Origin of the sequence: Stenotrophomonas sp. WZN-1 (assembly GCF_002192255.1) — a bacterium.
GTDB lineage: Bacteria > Pseudomonadota > Gammaproteobacteria > Xanthomonadales > Xanthomonadaceae > Stenotrophomonas.
Window position 1 is genome coordinate 1604655 of record NZ_CP021768.1, and the last position, 18174, is coordinate 1622828.

Here is an 18174-nt window from a genome sequence, read left to right on the forward strand (position 1 = left end):
CTGCAGGGATGCTGTAGTAGATCCACGCCATGCGTGGATACGCGGCGCTGGGCGCCTAGCAGATCGGGAAAAAAGCGCTTGACGCCATCCTTGGAATAGGTAGAATTTCGCCTCCCAAGCGGGAATAGCTCAGTTGGTAGAGCGCAACCTTGCCAAGGTTGAGGTCGCGAGTTCGAGTCTCGTTTCCCGCTCCAGATTCAAGAAGAACGCTCCCGCAAGGGGGCGTTTTTCGTTTGCGTCCAGGGCACTTCATCCCTGCTTCACCGCCACCCCATCGCCTCACCACGCGCGCTCGCGAAGCTGCATCTTCGTTCCAGACCGGCGATGTCGCGATGCCTCATCAATCCTCCGCCTACGACCACGATGTGGTCATCGTTGGCGCCAGTTTCGCCGGTGCCGCCTGCGCATTGGCCGCGGCCCAATACGGCCTGCGGGTCTGCGTGCTTGAACGTAAGTCCGACCCCGGCGAGCGCCTGCACACCACCGGCATCGTGGTGAAGGAGGCGATGGAGCAGACCTGGTTGGCGCGCATGCCCGAACACCTGGTGCAACGCGTCGCGGATGTGCGCCTGTATGCACCGAACCTGCGCAGCGTGTTGCTGGCAGCACCGGGCTATTACTTCCTCACCACCGATACGCCGAACCTGATGCGCTGGCTGGCCAGCGAGCTGCGCGCGAATGGCGTAGACCTTCGCCTGCAGCAGTCCTTCACCGACGCCCACCGCAGTGGCGATGGCTGGCAGGTGGAAGGGGCGGGGCGCTGCGCCTACCTGGTTGGCGCCGATGGTGCACGTTCGCGTGTGGCCCGGCGCACCGGCCTCGGCCAGGTGCGTGACAACCTCTACGGCGTGGAACGTGAGTTCGCCGGCCTGCAACTACCGCGGGGCGACGCACTCCATTGCTTCGTCAGCAAGCGCTATGCGCCGGGCTACATCGGCTGGGTCGCGCAGAATCCAACCGGCCTGCAGGTCGGGGTGGCAGTGCGCCATGACCCGGACCGGGTGCGGCCGCCAGATATCGATGGCTTCCTTGAGCATGTGCGCGATGTGGTCGGCATTCCGCCCTCGGCGCGTCCTTCGGCCACCCGCGCCGGTCTGGTGCCGTGCGGCCGGCCGGACGGCCCGATCAGCGGCCCTCGCCTGATCCTGACCGGTGACGCCGCGGGCATCGTCTCGCCGCTCTCGGCCGGCGGCATCCATTCCTCGTGGCGGCACGGCTGGGCGGTCGGCGAGGCGATTGCCCGCCATCTGCGTGGCCAAGGGCCGGGCGCCGAACGGGTAGCGCAGCAGGTCGTCCCGGCTTTCCGTGGCAAGCGCCTGCTGCGCTGGGGGATGGACCACCTGCAGGCCGATTGGCCACTCAATGCTTTGCTGCACACGGCCGCCACGCGGCGCATCGCCGAGCAGATCTACTTCCATCGCCGCGGCCTGCGCACGTGAAGGGAGCGGGCAGCGGCGCCTGAACGCCGCCGCTGACGTCACGTGAAAATTCCTGTTGACGCCGTGCAGCAATATCGACACAATAGCGCTCCTTCGACGCAGGTCGAACGAAATCTGCGGGAATAGCTCAGTTGGTAGAGCGCAACCTTGCCAAGGTTGAGGTCGCGAGTTCGAGTCTCGTTTCCCGCTCCAGATTCAAGAAAAACGCTCCCGCAAGGGGGCGTTTTTCGTTTGTCATGAAGTTGGCCGGCAGGGCCGCTACAGTCGCGCCACGGCATCTTCATGGCGGGCGTGGCCCGGCGTGACGAATCCGACGTCAGTGTCGCAATCGGAATGGCGGGTCGTATCGGTCGTGGGGACGACCGGAGGCGCAGGGCTCGGCAAAGGCGGGAACAGGACGCAATGGCCTGGATGTTGCCTCAGCGTTCCGTGCGCAGCATGCAGTGAAAGGCTGGCGAAAGGCCAAGCCAGCGTTGCCTGAACCGCACGCGTGCTGTGACCATTTTCGGACCAATTCTCCATGTTTGCTCCACAATCGCACGGTAGCCTTCATGCTCCTTCTACACGTTGGCGGGCTGGTGGTCAGGCGAATCACTCCAGTGGCAGTGCCCAGGAACGGGCGCGGATTCTCCCTGCAAACAGTGCTGCGCCCCGGTGCGCTGCTGGCCAGCCTGGCCTTGGCGGGCTGCATGTCGGTGCCAATGCCGGACCTGCCTGACCGCACGCCCAGCACCTGGACCCAGGTGCCGCAGGGCCAGGGCGCGGCAGTGGACGCCAAACAGTGGTGGAAAGTGTTGTCCGACCCGGCGTTGGATGGACTGGTCGATCAGGCCATTGCCGGCAACCTCGACCTGCAGCAGGCCACGCTGCGCCTGCAGGCTGTGCGGATTGTCGCCGGCACCTCGGACTCGCGCTTCCTGCCGGAAATCTCGGCCAGCGCCAAGCAGGTGCAGGATGCGGCCGCGGTCGACACCTATTTCCACGCCGGTATCGAAGCGATCTGGGACCTGGGCCTGTTCGGCGCCGCAGAGAGCGCGCAGCTCAGCGCGCAGGCCTCAGCCGGCAATGCCGAGGCGCTGCGCAATGCCGCCCAAGTGGCGGTGATCGCCGACGTGGTGCGCAGCTATCTGGACCTGACGGTGGCGCAGGCCCAGCAGGACCTGCTGGCCCGCCAGCAGGCGGTGGACGATCGCGGCGAACAGTTGGCCTTGGTACGCCAGCGCCTGCGCCTTGATGAGCCCGGCGAACTTGATCGTCTGCGTGCACGCCAGGCGGCCACTCGCGCGGCCACGGCGCAGGCCCGCGAGAATGCGGACAACGCTGCCCGTGCGTTGGCCCTGCTGCTGGGACGCGATGGCCCGGACCCGGCCTGGCGCGCCTATCGCACGCCGCCGAAGCTGGGCGCGTTCTCGCTGCAGCAGGTGCCGGCCGATCTGCTGCGTCACCGTCCGCAGATTCTGCTGGCCGAATCAGAAGTGATGCAGGCTGCTGCCAGCAAGGGCTCGGCGCGCGCAGCGATGTATCCGCGTGTCAGCCTCGGTGGCTCCATCCTGTACGCGTACAACCTCACCCAGAACGCCCGTTCCAATTCCGACTCCAGTCCGTCGATCGGCCCATACATCGACATTCCGTTGTGGGACTGGGGCCAGCGCCGCGCGCGTTTCCATGCCGATGAAAAGCAGCTGGATGCCGCGCTGCTCGGCTACCGCAAGGCGGTGCTGGAAGGTGTGAGCGAAGTGGAAGGCGCACTGGGCAGCCTGGCGCGCCAGGACAGCAGCATCCAGTCACTGCGCGCAGCCGATGATGCCGCCGGCCGGCAGGTCAGGCGCCAGGCACGGCAGGTGCAGTTGGGCCTGTCCAGCGAATTCGATGGGCTCGACACGCAGCGTGCCGCACTGGCCTCGCAGGCCGATCTGATCAGTGCGCAGGGCGCGCGCGTGCTCGCGTTCGCCTCGCTGTACCGCGCCCTGGGCGGCGCACCGCTGCCGGTCGAGTCCGAGGGCGAGGCGCAATGATCGCACTGGCCCGCAAGACCCTGGCCTACGAGTGGCGCCGGTTCCTGCCGGTGGTGCTGGCGATGTGTTTTGCCGGCGTGCTGTTGATCGTGCAGGCCGCACTGGTGCTGGGCATCTTCGGTACGGCCGCGATCTACGTGAAGGCATCCTCCGCCGATATCTGGGCCGGTTTCCCCGGTACCCAGAGCGTCAACTACGGCCATGCAATCAGCGCGGACGTGGAAAGCCATCTGCGCATGGACCCGGACGTCACCCGTGTCGAACCCTACGAGTGGGTCGATGGCGAATGGCGGTCCAGCGCGCAGGGCACCGGCAATGTGTCGGTGTACCTGTCCGGCATCTCCACCCGGGACGACGCGATGATGTTCGCGCGCATTCTCCCTGCCGGCCTGCGCGCGCAGCTGCGTGAGCCGGGTGCGGTGATCGTCGACAGCGCCGATCTGGATACGCTTGGCGTGGACCTGCAGAACAACCGTGCGTGGATCAACGGCAAGGCGGTGCGCGTGGTCGCTGCACAACCCGGCCTGCGTGGCCTCGGTGGCGTCAACGTGCTGGCCTCGCTGGATACCGCGCGCGCCATCGCGGGTACCGACCCGCATGAGGGCAGTACCTATTTCGTGGCCGGCCTGCGCTCGCCGGACCTGGCCGATCGCGTGCGCGACCGCCTGGCCGCGTCGATGGGGCAGGCCACGCCAGTCGAGTTCTGGACCGCACCGGAGTTCGCCAGCCGTTCGCAGCAATACTGGCTGTTCGATACCGGCGCCGGCATCGCGGTGCTGTTCATGGCCGTCATCGTCTGCTTCGTCGGCGCGGTGATCACCAACCAGTCGTTTGCTTCCGTGGTGGCCGGCTCGGTGCGCGAGTACGCCACGCTCAACGCACTCGGTGCCGGCCGCTATGCGCTGGCGCGGGTGGTGTTCGAGCAGGCATTGCTGATCGGCGGCGTGGGCATGTTGCTGGCGGCGGCGTTCAGCACCGTCGTGCTGTTGATCGCACAGACCCAGCGCGTGCCGGTGCAGCTGACGCCGATGGTCATCATCGGCTGCGTGGCGCTGGTCGCGGTGATGGCCATGCTGTCGAGCATCATGGCGGTACGCAGTGTCGTCCGCTCCGATCCATCGTTGCTGCTGCGTTGAGGACCGGCCGATGACTTCCATACGCGCCGTCGCCCCGACCCTGCAGGCCGACGCACTTGAAAAGGGCTTCATGTCCGGCGATGTGCAGGTGCCGGTGCTGCGGGGCCTGTCGCTGGACATTTATCCCGGTGAACTGACCCTGGTATCGGGCCCTTCCGGCTGCGGCAAGAGCACGCTGCTGTCGCTGCTGTCCGGCCTGTCGTCGCCCGACGGCGGTCGCGTGCACGCGCTCGGCCAGGACGTGGGCCACATGAGCCGCAGTGAAGTGGAGCGCTTCCGCCTGCACCATGTCGGCTTCGTGTTCCAGGGTTTCAATCTGTTCCCGGCGCTGACCGCGCTGGAACAAGTGCAGCTGCCGCTGGGCTACCGCGGCATGAGCAATCGCGAAAGCGAACCGCTGGCCCGCAAGGCGCTGGAAGAGGTGGGCCTCAGCCACCGCAGCCACATGCGCCCGGCGCAGTTGTCCGGCGGTGAGAAGCAGCGTGTGGCCGTTGCCCGCGCCTTCGCCAAGTCGCCGACGCTGATCTTCGCCGACGAACCCACCAGCGCGCTGGACGCCGAGAACGGCCAGCGTGTGATCGACATCCTGCACCGCTACGCACGTGCGCATGGCGCCACCGTGCTGTGCGTGAGCCACGATCCGCGCCTGATCCGGCATGCCGATCGGGTGATCGCCATGGAAGACGGCATGGTCCGTGATGACCGCCGCCAGAACGAAACTGTAGAGTCCGCCCCATGACCAAGACGTCGTACCTGTTCCCCCTCAGCCTGGCCCTGTCCGTGGCACTGCTGCTCGGCGCCTGTTCCAAGGGCGCGCCTGCGCAGGCACCTGCAGGTAAAGCCAGCACTGCCACCGCCGGCAAGGTCGCGGTGGCGCGCGGCATCATCGACGTCGAGGGTGGCCTGATCGCGCTGGCGCCGCCGGTGGATGGTTCGATCACCGCCGCGCCGGTGAAGGAGGGCGCCACTGTGAAGAAGGGACAGTTGCTGCTGTCGCTGGATGGTGCCCTGCTGCAGCAGGAGGTGGCGATGGCCACCGCCGATCTCGCCCTGGCCAATGACCGCCTGAAGGGCAGCCAGGCGCAGCTGCGCGAACTGGAGCGCAACGCCACCCGCCTGTCCACCGGCGCCAGCGAAGGCGTGTCGTCCAACCAGCAGGCCGATGCGGCCAAGCAGCAGCTGGCCGCTGTGCGCGCCGATGTCGACGTGGCCGGTGCGCAGGTCGACATGGCCCAGCACAAGCTGGAACACGCCAGGCTGAAACTGCAGCAGATGTCGCTGAGTGCACCGGAAGCCGGCACCGTGGTCGGCCAGGTGCCGGGGCTCGGCGCCTTCGTGCAGGCCGGCAAGCCGGCCATCTCGCTTCTGCCAGCGCGTCCGCTGCAGGTGCGTGCAGAACTGAGTGCCGCCTACGCCGATGCCGTGCAGGTGGGTATGAAGGCCACCGTGGTGCCGGACAGCGATGGTGCCGAGAACACCAGCACGCTGCCGTCTGCACGCGTGGTGCGCATCAGCCCGGTGTTCGCGCAGGCACGCCTGCCTGAAGATGCCGGACGAGGCGTGGCCAAGGTGGTGGAGTGCGTGCTGGAGTTCGAAGGCGAGGCCAGGGCCCGCTTCGGCCAGCACGTGCGGGTGGAGTTCCTGAAGTAGATCCGGTCAACCGTCGAGCTGGCGGCCTGGGCGTCGCCAGTACTGAACGAGGGCGATGATGGCAAGTGCCAGCAGCATCCCTGCACTGAGCAGCTGCAGCCATTGGGAGTGCAGGCCACGCACGGGGGGGTGATGGATGGCGGATACGCTCCACAGCAATGTCCAGGCGAGCAGCGGTACCAGCACGATCATCAGCCGCAACCACAGGCGGGAGAAGGACCAGGGCCGAAGCATCGACGCGATGACGATGAGCTCGCCCAGGCAAAGCAACGAGAATCCGATGACTGCTTGCAGCGGATAGGTTGGAGTCGTGCTTCTTCCCAGGCGTATCTGCCAGTGATCGGGTTGGAAACCAGCGTGCACGAATCCGGCGACAAGCAGGAGCCAAAGCAGGATCAGACAGCAGCAGAACATACGCGGGGGGCGAGGGGGAGACATTGGACGCGGGCCCGTTCGAAGGGGGGCGATAAACATCCCGCCGCTACCGGGTTTGCGTACATGCAATTGATACGAAATCCTGTAGGTGAGAGCCTTCGGGGGGCGCGTAACGGCAGTGCTTCCTGTCTAGGTTCGCGTTCCGTGCCGCGCCCTGGCCACTGCCTTCGCTGCACTCACCGCCGATACCACGCACAGTGCCAGCAGCAGCCCCACGTCCAGTAGCAGCAACCACAGCAGATGCGTGCCGTGCACGGGTGGCTGGTGCATCGCGGACAGCATCCACGGCACCGACCACACCACCAGCAACGCGAACGCGATCAGCAGGCGCAGCCACAGGCGTCTCAGTTTCCAGGGCTGCACGATCAGGGCGGCCACCACCAGCTCGACGGTTCCCAGCAGCGCGAACATGATGACGCTGCTGGTCGGGTAGGGCAGCTCGGCGCCTTCCAGGTGGTGCAGCAGCCAGTAGTCCGGAGTGAAGCCGGCATTGACCAGCGCAGCGATCAGCGCAAGCCAGGTCAGCGCGACCAGCAGCCAGAACAGGCGGATGTAACGTCTAGGCATCGGCGGTGTCCGTGGTGGGGCGGGAGGTTCCGCGCGACGAATGGCGCAGGCATGCCACGATTGCGGCCAGTGCCAGCAGGCCGGGTCCAACGGTGAAGTACACCAAGCGCAACGGATGGTTGTGCATCAGCGTCCAGGTCGCGAACGCCAACGGGATCGCCAGCACCAGCAACTTGGCGAACAGTGGCCGCAGTACCGCGATCAACGGCTGGGCACCGAGGAACATCCAGAAAAGATGGAACTGGGCGATGCCCAAGCCGATGTCGCGATGCGAGGTGAAGCCGACATGGTCGCGATACCAGTTCATTCCCAGCGGAATCAGTGCCCAATACAGCAGCGCCACCACCAGGTGCAGCAGCAGGGCGATCAACAGGGGCGTGCCGCGAAGGAACATGGGCGCACGGGGCTGGGCGGGGCAGCGTATCCCAGTACGGACGCCAGTGGCCGCATGATGTGAAGACTGTTGACGGCGTGAAGGAATTTGGACACAATAGCGCTCCTTCGACGCAGGTCGAAGAATCTGCGGGAATAGCTCAGTTGGTAGAGCGCAACCTTGCCAAGGTTGAGGTCGCGAGTTCGAGTCTCGTTTCCCGCTCCAGATTCTACAGGGCCCCGGTAGGGGCCTTGTTTTTCTCCCGCCACGGCAAGGCGGGGCACGTTGGGCCACAAGGCTTTACGCGCAGTCAGAAAGGTGAAATCGCTGGTGTGTGTCCCGGATTTCCGGTATCATGTCGGCTTACGCGGGAATAGCTCAGTTGGTAGAGCGCAACCTTGCCAAGGTTGAGGTCGCGAGTTCGAGTCTCGTTTCCCGCTCCATGTTCCGACAGGCCCCATCATGGGGTTTTGTCTTGTCAGGGCCCTGTTCCTGGCGCGCAGTACGTTGGCCTCATGGCAGAGTGGCTATGCACCGGATTGCAAATCCGTTTACAGCGGTTCGATTCCGCTTGAGGCCTCCAATTGAAAAGCCCTGACTCCGGTCAGGGCTTTTTTGTTTTTCCGCACGGCAGCCGCGCTATGCAAAGTGTGGCTTGTGGGCGCCGATTCGCGTTGACCGCAGTGATCTCCGTGTTGTTCGGCGTCGCCAGGTTCAGCAATGGCGCCTTTGCGCCCCCGCGCATGGCCTGGCTGGCGCCGGCGACGTCGCTGGCAGGGATGGCCTACCTGTGGCTGATGATGTCCGGCTTCGATCCACCGGCGTACCGCGGTCTGGCCCGGCGCATCGCGCTGCTGCCGGCGTTCGGCTGGTACACCTTTGCCGTACTGGCGTTGCGTCGGATGCGTGAACGTCGCTGAGGCGGGACTGTTACGCTGGCTCCAGCACTGAAATGGCGGCAGGCACGCGACATGATCATCCGGCCACTGAGCGAAGGCGATGCGGACATGCTCTGGGACGCTCGCCTGCAGGCGCTGCGCGAGTCGCCCGCTGCATTCCTGTCCACGCTGGCCGAGGCGGCCGGCGATTCCTCGCAGGTGATGCGGGTGCAGCTGACCGATCCGCATACCCGTTACTTCGGTGCGTTTGACCAGGCACAACTGGCGGGCTTCCTGCGCTACGTGCGTCCGGTGCGGTTGGCGCGGCGGCACACGGCGGAGATCCACAGCGTCCATGTTGGCGCAGCCCATCGTGGACACGGCATCGCACGTAAACTGTTCCTCGCGGCATTCGCGGCGGCACGCACGGACGGCATCGAGTCGCTCACGCTTACGGTGCTGGCAGACAACGCTGCCGCGCAGGGACTGTACGAGTCGCTGGGATTCACCGAATCCGGCGTCGAGCCGCGCGCGGTGAAGCGCGACGGCCGCTATGTGGACATGGTGTCGTACTGGATTTCAGTGACCGGCCACCCATCATCGCCGGCACCTTGAATCACCAGCTCTACGCCGGATCGAGGGCCGGCGCCTGCGCGCGGAAGTTGCGTCCGACCGGTTCACCCACGCCCAGGTAGTGGCGGAACAGATAGATCAACGGTTTCCAGCGGGCGACATCGATGTGCTGGCTGCCTGCATGGGTGATCGCCTCATGCGCATGCACGCAGCGGATGCGGCCTTCGACGATCACGAAGTGCTGGCCATCGTCATCACTGGGCGCGTGCATGGCTGTCACTGTGACTTCCACCTGCAGCGGGCATTCGGCAATCGTAGCGGGTGCCACCTGTGCTGACGGTACGGCGTTGAAGCCGCCCAGCGCGAACTTGTCACGCACATGCACGTAGCCCATCGCCTGCTTGGTGTCGGGAACCGGATCGCGGCCGGTCGCACGCGCGATGGCCTCGACCTGGGCCGCCTGCGCAGAGGACGGAAAGTTCAGCACGCACTCGCTGCGCAACTGCAGGTTGCAATAGCCCTGGCCCTGCGTGCCGAGCCCCAGTACCACCCGGTTGCCCAGCGCCCAGAACGAAGAGAGCGGGCTGATGTTGCTGCTGCCGTCGGGATTGAGCGTGGTCATCAGCAGTACCGGCGTGCCCGGGTACAGGACCGAAGGCGTGATGCGCCGACGCTGGATCGAAGGGTTCGTCATTGCGGTTCTCGAAAGAGCGGGGCGGTGACTGTGCGCCGAGGCGGGCCGGCAATGCTTCGGCCTGCGTCGAACTGTCGGCCGGGGCCTGCATGCCACAATGCCGGCATGGTCCACACCTCCGGTTCCCTTGTCAGTGTCGGTGCCCTGGTCGGTGACCAGGCACGCGCCGCCATGTTGCTGCAGCTGATGGACGGCCGCGCGTACACCGCGATGGAACTGGCGCGGGTGGCGGGGGTGACGCCACAGACGGCGAGTACGCATCTGCGGCGCCTGATCGAAGGCGATCTGCTGGTGGTCATCCCGCAGGGGCGCCATCGCTACCATCGGCTGGCGTCGACCGAGGTCGCGGACATGCTGGAGGGCATCCTGCGTGTGGCCGACCGCACGCCCTCATGCACCGCCGCCGCGTCACGCAGCCTGCCGGCGTTGCGCGAGGCGCGCTCGTGCTACCGCCACCTGGCCGGCGTGCATGCGGTGGCCATCACCGATCGCCTGCTGCAGGCCGGGCACTTGCTGCCGGGCGACGGCTATTGGCAGGTGAGCGCAGAGGGGGCGGCGTTCCTGCGGGAGCTCGGCCAGCCGCTGGCCGAGGTGCTGCAGCAGCCGGTTACGACCAGGCCCGCGCGCTATTGCCGGGGATGCCTGGACTGCACCGAGAGGCGCCCGCATCTGGCCGGGCTGGTCGGCGAGGCGATGCTGGACAGCTTCGTGAACAACGATTGGCTGCGGCGTGTTGAAGGCCGTCGCGAGCTGCGGCTGACCCCGCCGGGGCGCGAGGCGTTGTGGAAGCGGTTCGGCCTGGCGACCTGAGCGCCCGGTCAGTCTCATTCACCCGCGACATGCGGAGGCGTTATGGTCAGGTTCCAAGTCTTAGGGAGCTGCAATGGCGAGCAAGGACATGATGGACCGCAGTACGCAGCCGGAATGCCGCCGATGAGCAAATCCGCTGCGGAAGTACGCTGGTTGACGTTCCGGCTGATGAACGGCCAATCGATCGGACCGGACCGGTTGAAGGATGGCTGGGTGGTCGCCTCGGAGACCCGCCACTGTGGCGTGCGGCGCGAGTCAATCGAAGGCGCCGGCGTGGTCTACGCGCTGTATGCACCGGCCAATCTGGCCTCACCGCGCCGTGCGGAAATGCGCATGCGCGAGTTCCTGATGAGTTCCGGCTACACCTTCACCATGGGCACGCTGGGCGGCTGACGCCGCCCGTTGCGTTTACGGGCGCACCGTCAGCGCCTGGCCGAGTGTTCCGATCGGGCCGCGCGCATCGTGCAGCACGGTGCTGGTCAGGCCGATGCCCTCGCGGCCGAACGATACCGATGTGTCGAAGCCCAGCCACTCGCCTTCGGGCATGCCGAACAGGTGAGCGGTGAGGTCCAGGTTCGGGAACGCGACCTCCTTCGGATCGGCGCGTACCGCCATGCCGTTGGACAGGTCGAACAGCGTGGCGGCACGGGCCAATGGGCTGACCGCCTCACCGTCCAGCAGCGGCTGCGTTGCGCGGGCCCAGTACGTTGCGCGGCCGGGTCCCCGGTCGTGGCGACGGATCTCGATGCTCTGGATGAAACCGCCGGGCCAGACCGTGCCCGGGTCCCACGCCGGCATCGATTCCGGCGGCGCAATGCCGCTGATCGGCGTGCCGGCGATGGCCCCGGTATCGTTCGGGCGCATCAGCCACGCGCGTACACGAACTGCCGGTCGATCGTCATGGCGCAGCGTGGCTTCGACCAGTTCGATGGTGCGTCCACCGCGCAGCACCTGCACATCGGCCTCCATCGCTTCGATCCGGATGGTGCCGAGGATGTCGTAGGACAGGCGCGCGATCAGGAAGCCATGACCGCGTGCCGCGGCGTCGCGTTCGAGATGGTGGGCCAGCAGTCCGATCGCCGGCGCGATGTGCTGTTCGCGGATGTTCCAGGCGCCGCCGGTATGCTCGGTCGGCAGGTAGCGGGTGTCGCTCAGTCGTTCGAAGAAGGCCATCGGATGCGTTGCTTCAACAGGGAGGGAGGCGGCAGGTGCTGCGCCGGTCCCTGCATCGTAAGCGCTTGGCAACGTGACAGGCTGAGCCGGCTCCCGCAGGAGCCGGCTGGATGCCGGTCAGGGCGACGGGCAGTCCGTTTCCCGGCACAGCTTGTACTCGGCCAGACACTGCTCGGAGGTCTTGCCCAGCGGTCCATGTGATGTACGCAGGCACTGCTCGTACTTCAGCGTGCAGAACTCGCAGGATCCTGCGGCGAAGGCCAGGCCGGTCACGGCCATGCCAAGGAGCATCACGGTCTTCAAGGTCGTCTTGATCATCACGTCAGTCCTTTGTGTGCCCGTCACTGGGCGCGGCCACCATAGCAGCTCTGCCGGCACGCACTTGATGCGCCGCGGCACGCTGGGCTCAACGCTGGATCGCCTTCAAGGCGTCGACAACCTGTGCTTCAGAGAAGCCACAATGCCCTTCGCCCACTGGCGGCAGCACGCGTGGCAGCGGGTGTGCGCCCGCACGTGCTGCCAGCTGCGGATACACCGTCCGCATATGCGCCACGATGGTGGGGTCGTTGTTGTTGAACTGGATCACCAGCGGACGCTTCAACGCGCCGCTCAATGCCAGCTTGGCGCGGACATCGGCCTGTGCCGCGGGCACGGCGTCGACACGCTGCACGCCGGCATTGAACGCCCTGTCGTCACCGAAGCCGCTATAGACCACACCCCTGTTGCCCACCGGCATGCCGCCACTGCGCGCGGCCAGTTCGTGCAGAACCAATGCATGCAGGCTGATCGTACCGGCCAGTGCATCCGGTGCGACCTGCAGCTTCCTGGCCAGCACGTCCGCGTGCTGGGGATTCCGCTGCAGCGCGCCGGCGATGCCTTGATAGAGCGCTGCTTGCGGCAGCACGGCTGCTTCATGCGAGGCCAGTCCGGTGGCGGGCAGGCCTTCCGTGTTGGGGAAGAAGTAATCGAAGGCGACCAGCGTGGTCAGCAGGTCGGTGGCGATCTGTTCGCCACTGAGGTTGGCGCCGCACAGCGAGACGCCACCGGCGTAGTGCTGCGGGTAGCGCTCGAGGCTTGCCAGCGTCACCGCGCCCCCCATCGAGAATCCGAGCAGCCAGGTGTGGCGCACGCGCTTGATTTCGCCCAGCGCGTGCTGGCGCAGGCGCTCCATGTCGGTGATCGCATCGGCCACGGCCCAGCCCTGGCTGGCATACGCGCTCTGCGCGACGGCGTATCCTGCGGCCAGCAGTGCTGCGGTGCTGTCATTGGCGGCCATCGGCGTAGTGCGTGACACGCCCACTGGTTCATAGCCATGCGCCAGCATCACCAGGTCGCCGTTCCAGCCAGCCGGTACGTCCAGGCGCCAGGGGGCGCCCTGCAGCTCACCGCTGAGCATGCGTGGTGCAGTGGGTGGCGCAGCCAGCAGCGATGCCGCAGGCAGCAGAAGGCCGAGGGCGAGGGCGAGGGCGCATCGAAGCATGGGGCGCATCGTGGTCATTCCATCCGGGAATGGCGCCGAGCATAGATGCCCGCGAATTGTTGCGCGCGCTGCACTGCCGCAGGGGATTGCCGGTCGGCCGTGCCGCGCTCTACGCTGGCGGCATGGCCCAGCACACTGCCGCGTCGATTATCCGCATTCCCCACGGGAAGGCGGGGTAGCGCGCGGTCGTCACGGCCATGCAACCCGCCCGGGAAGGCGGGTTGCATGCGGCGCTCTCCCGGGTACTGGAATCCACCGAGGAGAACGCAGATGCACCCTCTTTCATCAACCGGCAATGCCCCGACCCTGCACCTGGTGTGCGGCAAGATCGGCGCCGGAAAATCCACGCTGTCGCAGCAGTTGGTGGCGCAGCCGTGCCACGTGCTGATCAGCGAAGACACCTGGCTGGCCGCCCTGTATCCCGGCCAGATCCATTCCGTCGCCGACTACCTGCAGCGCGCGGCTGCGCTGCGCGGTGCGCTAACGCAGCATGTCCGCGCGATCCTGCAGGCCGGCGTCTCCGTCGTGCTCGACGTTCCGTTCAACACGCCCGCCGCCCGCGCCTGGGGCCGCGAACTGTTCGAGTCGGCCGGCGTTGCCCATCAGCTGCATTTTCTCGATGTTCCCGACGCCATCTGCAAGGCGCGTCTGCGTGCCCGCAACGCACGCGGTGAACACCCGTTCCAGGCCAGCGATGACGCCTTCGAGCAGATCACCCGCCACTTCGTGGCACCTGCGCAGGAAGAGGGCTTCATGGTGATCCGTCATTCACTGGAGGCTTGAGGGCGCAGAGAGTGCAGCGTTCAGTCGACCATTTCGGTGGCGATTCCGATACGATCTGACGCATTGAACCCTATTCGCTTGATCTGGAGTCCCGTCGTGGTCGACCGTCTCGCCATCCTGCTCGAACGCTTCGCGGTCACCGCCTCGGTGTTCCATGCCGGCGCGCTGTGCGGCATCAACACGCTGGAGGGCGAAGACGAGGCGGGTCAGCTGCACCTGGTGCGGCGGGGCCCGCTGCAGGTCAGTCATGGCAAGCAGACTGTGCAGGTCGAGGTGCCCAGCCTGCTGCTGTACCCACGGCCGATGCCGCACCGGTTCAGTACCGATCCGCAGCAGGGCGCCGACATGGCCTGCGCCAACCTGCATTTCGAGGGCGGCCGGCTGAACCCGATCAGCGCCGCGTTGCCCGATTTCATCTGCATGCCGCTGGCGGATCTCTATGGCGGTGACGCGGCGCTGGAGCTGCTGTTCGAAGAGGCCTTCGAGCAGCGCTGCGGGCGTGCGGCGATGGTCAACCGGCTGTTCGAGGTGGTGATGATCCAGGTGCTGCGCCAGCTGATGGAAGGCGGCGAGATGCGTGGCGGCCTGTTCGCCGGGCTCGGCCATCCGCGGCTGCGGCTGGCGTTGGTGGCGATGCATGAAGCGCCGGCGCAGGCGTGGACGCTGGAAGACCTGGCCGACGTCGCCGGCATGTCGCGCAGTGTGTTCGCCGCCAGTTTCCGTGAGGCGATGGGCACCACGCCGGGCCAGTATCTGCAGGGCTGGCGGGTGGGCCTGGCGCAGCAGGCGCTGCGGCAGGGCAGACCGCTCAAGCGGATTGCCGACGATGTGGGGTACGGCAGCGAAGCGGCGCTGTCGCGCGCGTTCAAGGCGCACACCGGGCAGTCGCCGCGGGAGTGGCGCGGACAGGCACGCGCGGGCGCGGTCTGAGCCTCAGCCCAGCACCAGCCGCGCCAGTTTCATGCCGCCGAACAGGCCGGCCAGGCCCAGTGCCACCGAACCGCCGGCGTACAGTGCCGCCAGGCCATGCTGGCCGCGCTGCAGCAGCAGGCCGATTTCCAGCGCATAGGTGGAGAACGTGGTGTATCCGCCGAGGACGCCGGTGGCCAGCAGCAGGCGCAGCTGCGGCGAGGCACCATTGCGCAGGGCGAAGGCTTCGACCAGCACGCCCATCAGCAGTGCACCGCTGATGTTGATCAGGAAGGTCGACCAGGGCCACGGACTACCGACCGCTGCGCGCGCACCGATCAGGTTGCAGGCGTGGCGCAGGCAGGCACCGAGTCCGCCGCCGATGAAGACCAGCAAATAGTTGTTCAATGCGTGCATCACGTGCCTCGGGCAGGGGTTCGCTGATTCGATGGCGAACGCCGAGGGCGGGCACGGCCTGCCGTCGACGAACACCGGTTCGTCCTGGCAGGAGCCATCAGCCCTTTCAGGCGGTTATCGGGGGAGCCCCATCCCCATCGACGACCATGCTACCAGCGGCAGTGCATTCACGTCATCGAGGTCGTCAGTACCCGGATGACCTTGCTGCGGCTGAAGCCGTCCATCAGCAGTTCGAAGGCCAGCAGGTCCAATGCCGCGTGGCGGCGATGATCGATCTCCAGCCCTTTCTCCTCCACCAGGTGGCTGACCAGTTCGTAGGCGTCCTGCCAGACGTCCAGGTGGGCCTGGCTGGGGATATAGGTATTGCCCCGTTCACCGACGCCAAGCCCGCTCACGCCGTACAGCAGTTCGCGCGCGTCCAGCTTGGCCGCATCGGCGATGCGGAACAGCTGTTCGGCCTTCACATGGGCGGGGCTGACATGGTCGTTGAGCCAGTTGCTGATGGTTGCCGTCGTCGAATCGGCGGCGCGGGCCAGATCGGCCGGGCGAGGGTGCCCGGCTTTCTTCATGGCAATGGCGAGTCGTTGGCCGAGAGTATTCATCTATGCAAGCCAGCTTAACGCGTGGATCGCAAAGATCCCTTGTTCCAAGAATAAGTCTGGTTAACAGAAGGACCGACCGTGACCGATTTCTGGAGCAAGGGGCAAGTGCGCGCCCGGCTGGGCTTCCGGACCGATGCCGAACTGGCGCGCTTCTTTGGCATAAGCCGATCTGCAGTGTCGCAATGGCCCAAGGACTTCCCGATTCCTGCGCTGCGCCAATACATCCTGCATCAGCGCTACCCCAATCTGTTCCCGGCGACAGAGGCCGCAGAGGCCCAAGAGGCCTGAACTGCGCCGCATTTTGTCGCATATAGCACTCTAAGCGTGGTTTGCTAAGTATGCTTAGCAATATAGGAAACTTCGATGGAACGGAGCTTGGCCATCGGTAGTGCCTACTGGAACAGGGGTTGGCGGCATCGGGTAGTGTGTCGGGTCCGCCCCATCCGGGGACCCTGTCATCCCGTATGTGGTTTCGTGAACGATTAATAATTTCGATCACGAAAGTCGCTGCATGTAATTGACCTGTCGTGAAATCTATGACTAATTGGCATCAACCGGGCGTGAAGTCCGGGAGTCTTTCAGTAGCTCGCAAGTGAGTCGGTAGACCGTCAACGATGCAGAACAAGTCCAACGGAGGTCGTATGGAATACGGCATGCATGGCTTGGCTGAACGGGTACGCCGCGAACTGGAAGCCAGTTATCACAAACACGGATGCGGTCCGGCGTTCTGGGATACCTACCAGCAGGTGCTGGATCGCCTGGTCCCGCAGGGGACCGAGCGTACCGAGGTCACCAATGAAATGGCGCTGATCATCGAGCAGCTCGGCATTGTCCGACGTGCGCAGCTGGTACCGCCGCACGCCAACGGGCCGCGTTGATCCGTTGATTCAAAGCAGGCGCCAGGCGCCACAGGCCAACAGCGCCAGCAGCATCGAAAGTAGTGCCAGGGTCCGCGGTCGCCACCATTGCCGCGGTTGCCCGGCCAAGGCCTGCGGACTGCAGTAGCGCACCAGCCCCGAGCCGAAACCGGCCTGGTGCTGCTGCCGCGAGCAGGCGTCCAGACAGGCGCCGCAGGCCAGGCAATCGGCCTGCGGTCCCTGGCGGATGTCCAGCTGCATCGGGCAGGCGCTGACACAGGCGGCGCAATCGGTGCAGTCGCCCAAGCGGTCGGCGCTGAAAGTGGGCATCGGTCCGGCCAGCAGCGGATGCGCCGCACGGAATACGTAGTCCTGCGCGGTGGTCGGGTCGAGCAGGCCGCGGCCGCGGCCAAGCACGCCACCCAGGCCCGACGGGCGCATGCCGCGCGGTTCGCCGCGGCGCGCGTCGTACAACATGCGGGGCGTGTACGGATCGGTCAGCAGTGGCTGCATGCGTGCGAATGGGCACAGCGAACGGCACACCTGTTCGCGCAGGAAGCCAGCATTACCCCAGGTAGCTGCGGCATAGAAGAACACCCAGAACGTTTCCCAGCCACTCCAGCCGGCGTGTGGTGCAGCGTCCACCAGTTCTCCGATCGGGCTGAACAGGCCGACGAAGGTGATGCCGGTCCACAGCGACAGCAACCCCCAGGCCACCTGGGTGGCAGGGCGCACGGCCGGTACGGGCAAGACCTTGGCCATGCCGTGCGCAATCCAGTCGAAGGCACGACGCCACAGCGTCTGCGGGCAGGCGTGGCCGCACCAGATGCGGCCGGCGAGGTGGGTGAGCAGCGCAAGGCCGACCGCCAGCACCGCCAGCAACCCGATCAGCACGTCGACATCGCCGGGCCACAGCGTCCAGCCAAACAGGTCGAAGCGCCGTGTATTGATGTCCAGCAGCAGGGCCTGGCGCCCATTCCAGCGCAGCCATGGCAGCGCATAGAACAGGGCCAGCAGGAGCACGCTGAGCGCGCCGCGCCAACGCCAAGGGCGTGGAATTCCAGTGCAGGGCATGCTCATCCCAGCGGCAGCTCGTCGTCGTCGTCGCTGGGCATCGGGCGCTGCAGGTACCAAGTGACCGCGCTGGACAGTGCCGTCACCGACCAGAACATGAAAAACCCTGCCGTATAGCCCAGTTCACGGCTGATCGGCGTGCCCGGGAAACTGATCGCCTGCAATCGCAACGGGTCGACGAAGGCGAAGAACACCACGCTGGCCAGGCCCGCGGCGATGAAGCTGGGCCAGAGGATGGCGCCCCAGTGCTGGATCAGCTGCTGGCGGCGGCTGGGAGAGGGTCTGTTCATGCTGTCCCGGATCGGAATG

General features: G+C 66.2%; 24 protein-coding genes, 5 tRNA genes and 1 riboswitch. Of the genes, 18 read left to right on the forward strand and 11 right to left on the reverse strand.

Translation table 11 applies throughout. The features are described 5' to 3' along the window. The first annotated feature begins 118 nt into the window (after positions 1-118). From CCR98_RS07425 to CCR98_RS07455, 7 genes are all read left to right on the forward strand, one after another. Positions 119-194: transfer RNA gene (locus tag CCR98_RS07425), tRNA-Gly, on the forward strand. A 138-nt stretch (positions 195-332) separates the two neighbouring features. Then, positions 333-1439 (forward strand): NAD(P)/FAD-dependent oxidoreductase, encoded by a 1107-nt coding sequence (locus CCR98_RS07430; RefSeq protein ID WP_087922090.1) that lies wholly within the window; start codon positions 333-335, stop codon positions 1437-1439. A 116-nt stretch (positions 1440-1555) separates the two neighbouring features. After that, a tRNA-Gly gene (locus CCR98_RS07435) sits at positions 1556-1631 on the forward strand. A 359-nt stretch (positions 1632-1990) separates the two neighbouring features. Continuing rightward, positions 1991-3454 (forward strand): efflux transporter outer membrane subunit, encoded by a 1464-nt coding sequence (locus CCR98_RS07440; protein ID WP_087922091.1) that lies wholly within the window; start codon positions 1991-1993, stop codon positions 3452-3454. Then, positions 3451-4590, forward strand: coding sequence for an ABC transporter permease (locus CCR98_RS07445; protein ID WP_087922092.1), 1140 nt, complete (start codon positions 3451-3453; stop codon positions 4588-4590). The genes CCR98_RS07440 and CCR98_RS07445 overlap by 4 nt, the downstream gene beginning before the upstream one ends. Positions 4591-4600: 10 nt before the next feature. Further along, a complete protein-coding gene (locus tag CCR98_RS07450; RefSeq protein WP_087922093.1) occupies positions 4601-5329 on the forward strand; it encodes an ABC transporter ATP-binding protein in 729 nt (242 codons plus the stop codon). Continuing rightward, positions 5326-6240 (forward strand): HlyD family efflux transporter periplasmic adaptor subunit, encoded by a 915-nt coding sequence (locus tag CCR98_RS07455; protein ID WP_087922094.1) that lies wholly within the window; start codon positions 5326-5328, stop codon positions 6238-6240. The genes CCR98_RS07450 and CCR98_RS07455 overlap by 4 nt, the downstream gene beginning before the upstream one ends. A 6-nt stretch (positions 6241-6246) precedes the next feature. On the opposite strand, the gene CCR98_RS07460 is transcribed toward CCR98_RS07455, so the two are convergent. The 3 genes from CCR98_RS07460 to CCR98_RS07470 form a co-directional block, all read right to left on the reverse strand. Next, on the reverse strand, positions 6247-6603 hold the full coding sequence (locus CCR98_RS07460) for a hypothetical protein (protein WP_157721505.1): 357 nt from the start codon (positions 6601-6603) through the stop codon (positions 6247-6249). Positions 6604-6804: 201 nt separating this feature from the next. Beyond that, a complete protein-coding gene (locus CCR98_RS07465; RefSeq protein WP_087922096.1) occupies positions 6805-7242 on the reverse strand; it encodes a hypothetical protein in 438 nt (145 codons plus the stop codon). Beyond that, entirely contained in the window at positions 7235-7636 is a 402-nt protein-coding gene (locus CCR98_RS07470) for a hypothetical protein (protein WP_087922097.1), read from the reverse strand. The genes CCR98_RS07465 and CCR98_RS07470 overlap by 8 nt, the downstream gene beginning before the upstream one ends. 128 nt (positions 7637-7764) lie before the next feature. Between CCR98_RS07470 and CCR98_RS07475 the strand changes: the two genes are divergently transcribed. The 5 genes from CCR98_RS07475 to CCR98_RS07495 all read left to right on the forward strand — a co-directional run bounded on the left by CCR98_RS07475 (position 7765) and on the right by CCR98_RS07495 (position 9108). Next, positions 7765-7840: transfer RNA gene (locus tag CCR98_RS07475), tRNA-Gly, on the forward strand. Positions 7841-7982: 142 nt separating this feature from the next. Then, positions 7983-8058 (forward strand) — tRNA-Gly (locus CCR98_RS07480). 66 nt (positions 8059-8124) lie between these two features. Next, positions 8125-8198: transfer RNA gene (locus CCR98_RS07485), tRNA-Cys, on the forward strand. A 1-nt stretch (position 8199) separates the two neighbouring features. Beyond that, positions 8200-8535: a hypothetical protein gene (locus CCR98_RS07490; RefSeq protein ID WP_157721506.1), complete on the forward strand. Its 336-nt coding sequence runs from the start codon at positions 8200-8202 to the stop codon at positions 8533-8535. A gap of 51 nt (positions 8536-8586) precedes the next feature. Continuing rightward, positions 8587-9108 (forward strand): GNAT family N-acetyltransferase, encoded by a 522-nt coding sequence (locus CCR98_RS07495; RefSeq protein ID WP_087922099.1) that lies wholly within the window; start codon positions 8587-8589, stop codon positions 9106-9108. A 10-nt stretch (positions 9109-9118) separates the two neighbouring features. Here CCR98_RS07495 and CCR98_RS07500 read toward each other — a convergent pair whose 3' ends face one another. Continuing rightward, entirely contained in the window at positions 9119-9760 is a 642-nt protein-coding gene (locus tag CCR98_RS07500; protein WP_087922100.1) for a flavin reductase, read from the reverse strand. Positions 9761-9865: 105 nt separating this feature from the next. Here CCR98_RS07500 and CCR98_RS07505 point away from each other — a divergent pair, with 105 nt between their 5' ends. Next, positions 9866-10570 (forward strand): winged helix-turn-helix domain-containing protein, encoded by a 705-nt coding sequence (locus CCR98_RS07505; protein WP_087922101.1) that lies wholly within the window; start codon positions 9866-9868, stop codon positions 10568-10570. 123 nt (positions 10571-10693) lie between these two features. Next, a complete protein-coding gene (locus tag CCR98_RS07510; RefSeq protein WP_042358614.1) occupies positions 10694-10963 on the forward strand; it encodes a hypothetical protein in 270 nt (89 codons plus the stop codon). Between the two features lie 15 nt (positions 10964-10978). On the opposite strand, the gene CCR98_RS07515 is transcribed toward CCR98_RS07510, so the two are convergent. The 3 genes from CCR98_RS07515 to CCR98_RS07525 form a co-directional block, all read right to left on the reverse strand. Then, positions 10979-11743: a thioesterase family protein gene (locus CCR98_RS07515; RefSeq protein WP_087922102.1), complete on the reverse strand. Its 765-nt coding sequence runs from the start codon at positions 11741-11743 to the stop codon at positions 10979-10981. A gap of 117 nt (positions 11744-11860) precedes the next feature. Continuing rightward, a complete protein-coding gene (locus CCR98_RS07520; RefSeq protein ID WP_087922103.1) occupies positions 11861-12061 on the reverse strand; it encodes a hypothetical protein in 201 nt (66 codons plus the stop codon). 88 nt (positions 12062-12149) lie between these two features. Continuing rightward, complete coding sequence (locus tag CCR98_RS07525; protein ID WP_087922104.1) at positions 12150-13232, reverse strand: hypothetical protein; 1083 nt, start codon at positions 13230-13232, stop codon at positions 12150-12152. A gap of 261 nt (positions 13233-13493) precedes the next feature. Between CCR98_RS07525 and CCR98_RS07535 the strand changes: the two genes are divergently transcribed. Beyond that, positions 13494-14006: an ATP-binding protein gene (locus tag CCR98_RS07535; protein WP_087922106.1), complete on the forward strand. Its 513-nt coding sequence runs from the start codon at positions 13494-13496 to the stop codon at positions 14004-14006. A 96-nt stretch (positions 14007-14102) separates the two neighbouring features. After that, entirely contained in the window at positions 14103-14936 is an 834-nt protein-coding gene (locus CCR98_RS07540) for an AraC family transcriptional regulator (RefSeq protein ID WP_087922107.1), read from the forward strand. Positions 14937-14939: 3 nt separating this feature from the next. Here the strand turns inward: CCR98_RS07540 and crcB are convergent, their stop codons facing one another. Together crcB and CCR98_RS07550 are read right to left on the reverse strand one after the other, a co-directional pair. Continuing rightward, positions 14940-15332, reverse strand: coding sequence for a fluoride efflux transporter CrcB (gene crcB, locus CCR98_RS07545; protein WP_087922108.1), 393 nt, complete (start codon positions 15330-15332; stop codon positions 14940-14942). A gap of 81 nt (positions 15333-15413) precedes the next feature. Beyond that, a riboswitch (Fluoride riboswitch) is annotated at positions 15414-15477 on the reverse strand. Between the two features lie 22 nt (positions 15478-15499). After that, positions 15500-15901: a helix-turn-helix transcriptional regulator gene (locus CCR98_RS07550; protein WP_005415999.1), complete on the reverse strand. Its 402-nt coding sequence runs from the start codon at positions 15899-15901 to the stop codon at positions 15500-15502. A gap of 111 nt (positions 15902-16012) precedes the next feature. Here CCR98_RS07550 and CCR98_RS07555 point away from each other — a divergent pair, with 111 nt between their 5' ends. Continuing rightward, positions 16013-16222, forward strand: a complete 210-nt coding sequence (locus CCR98_RS07555; protein WP_087922109.1) for a hypothetical protein — start codon at positions 16013-16015, stop codon at positions 16220-16222. A gap of 353 nt (positions 16223-16575) precedes the next feature. Beyond that, entirely contained in the window at positions 16576-16812 is a 237-nt protein-coding gene (locus CCR98_RS07560; RefSeq protein WP_005416001.1) for a hypothetical protein, read from the forward strand. A 9-nt stretch (positions 16813-16821) separates the two neighbouring features. On the opposite strand, the gene CCR98_RS07565 is transcribed toward CCR98_RS07560, so the two are convergent. Both CCR98_RS07565 and CCR98_RS07570 read right to left on the reverse strand, forming a co-directional pair. Continuing rightward, the gene (locus tag CCR98_RS07565; protein WP_087922110.1) at positions 16822-17871 is read right to left on the reverse strand and encodes a 4Fe-4S dicluster domain-containing protein; all 1050 of its coding nucleotides are present in this window, start codon (positions 17869-17871) and stop codon (positions 16822-16824) included. Continuing rightward, positions 17868-18155 carry a hypothetical protein gene (locus CCR98_RS07570; protein WP_087922111.1) on the reverse strand — a complete coding sequence of 96 codons (288 nt, stop codon included), beginning with the start codon at positions 18153-18155 and terminating at the stop codon, positions 17868-17870. The genes CCR98_RS07565 and CCR98_RS07570 overlap by 4 nt, the downstream gene beginning before the upstream one ends. Between the last annotated feature and the right edge of the window lie 19 nt (positions 18156-18174).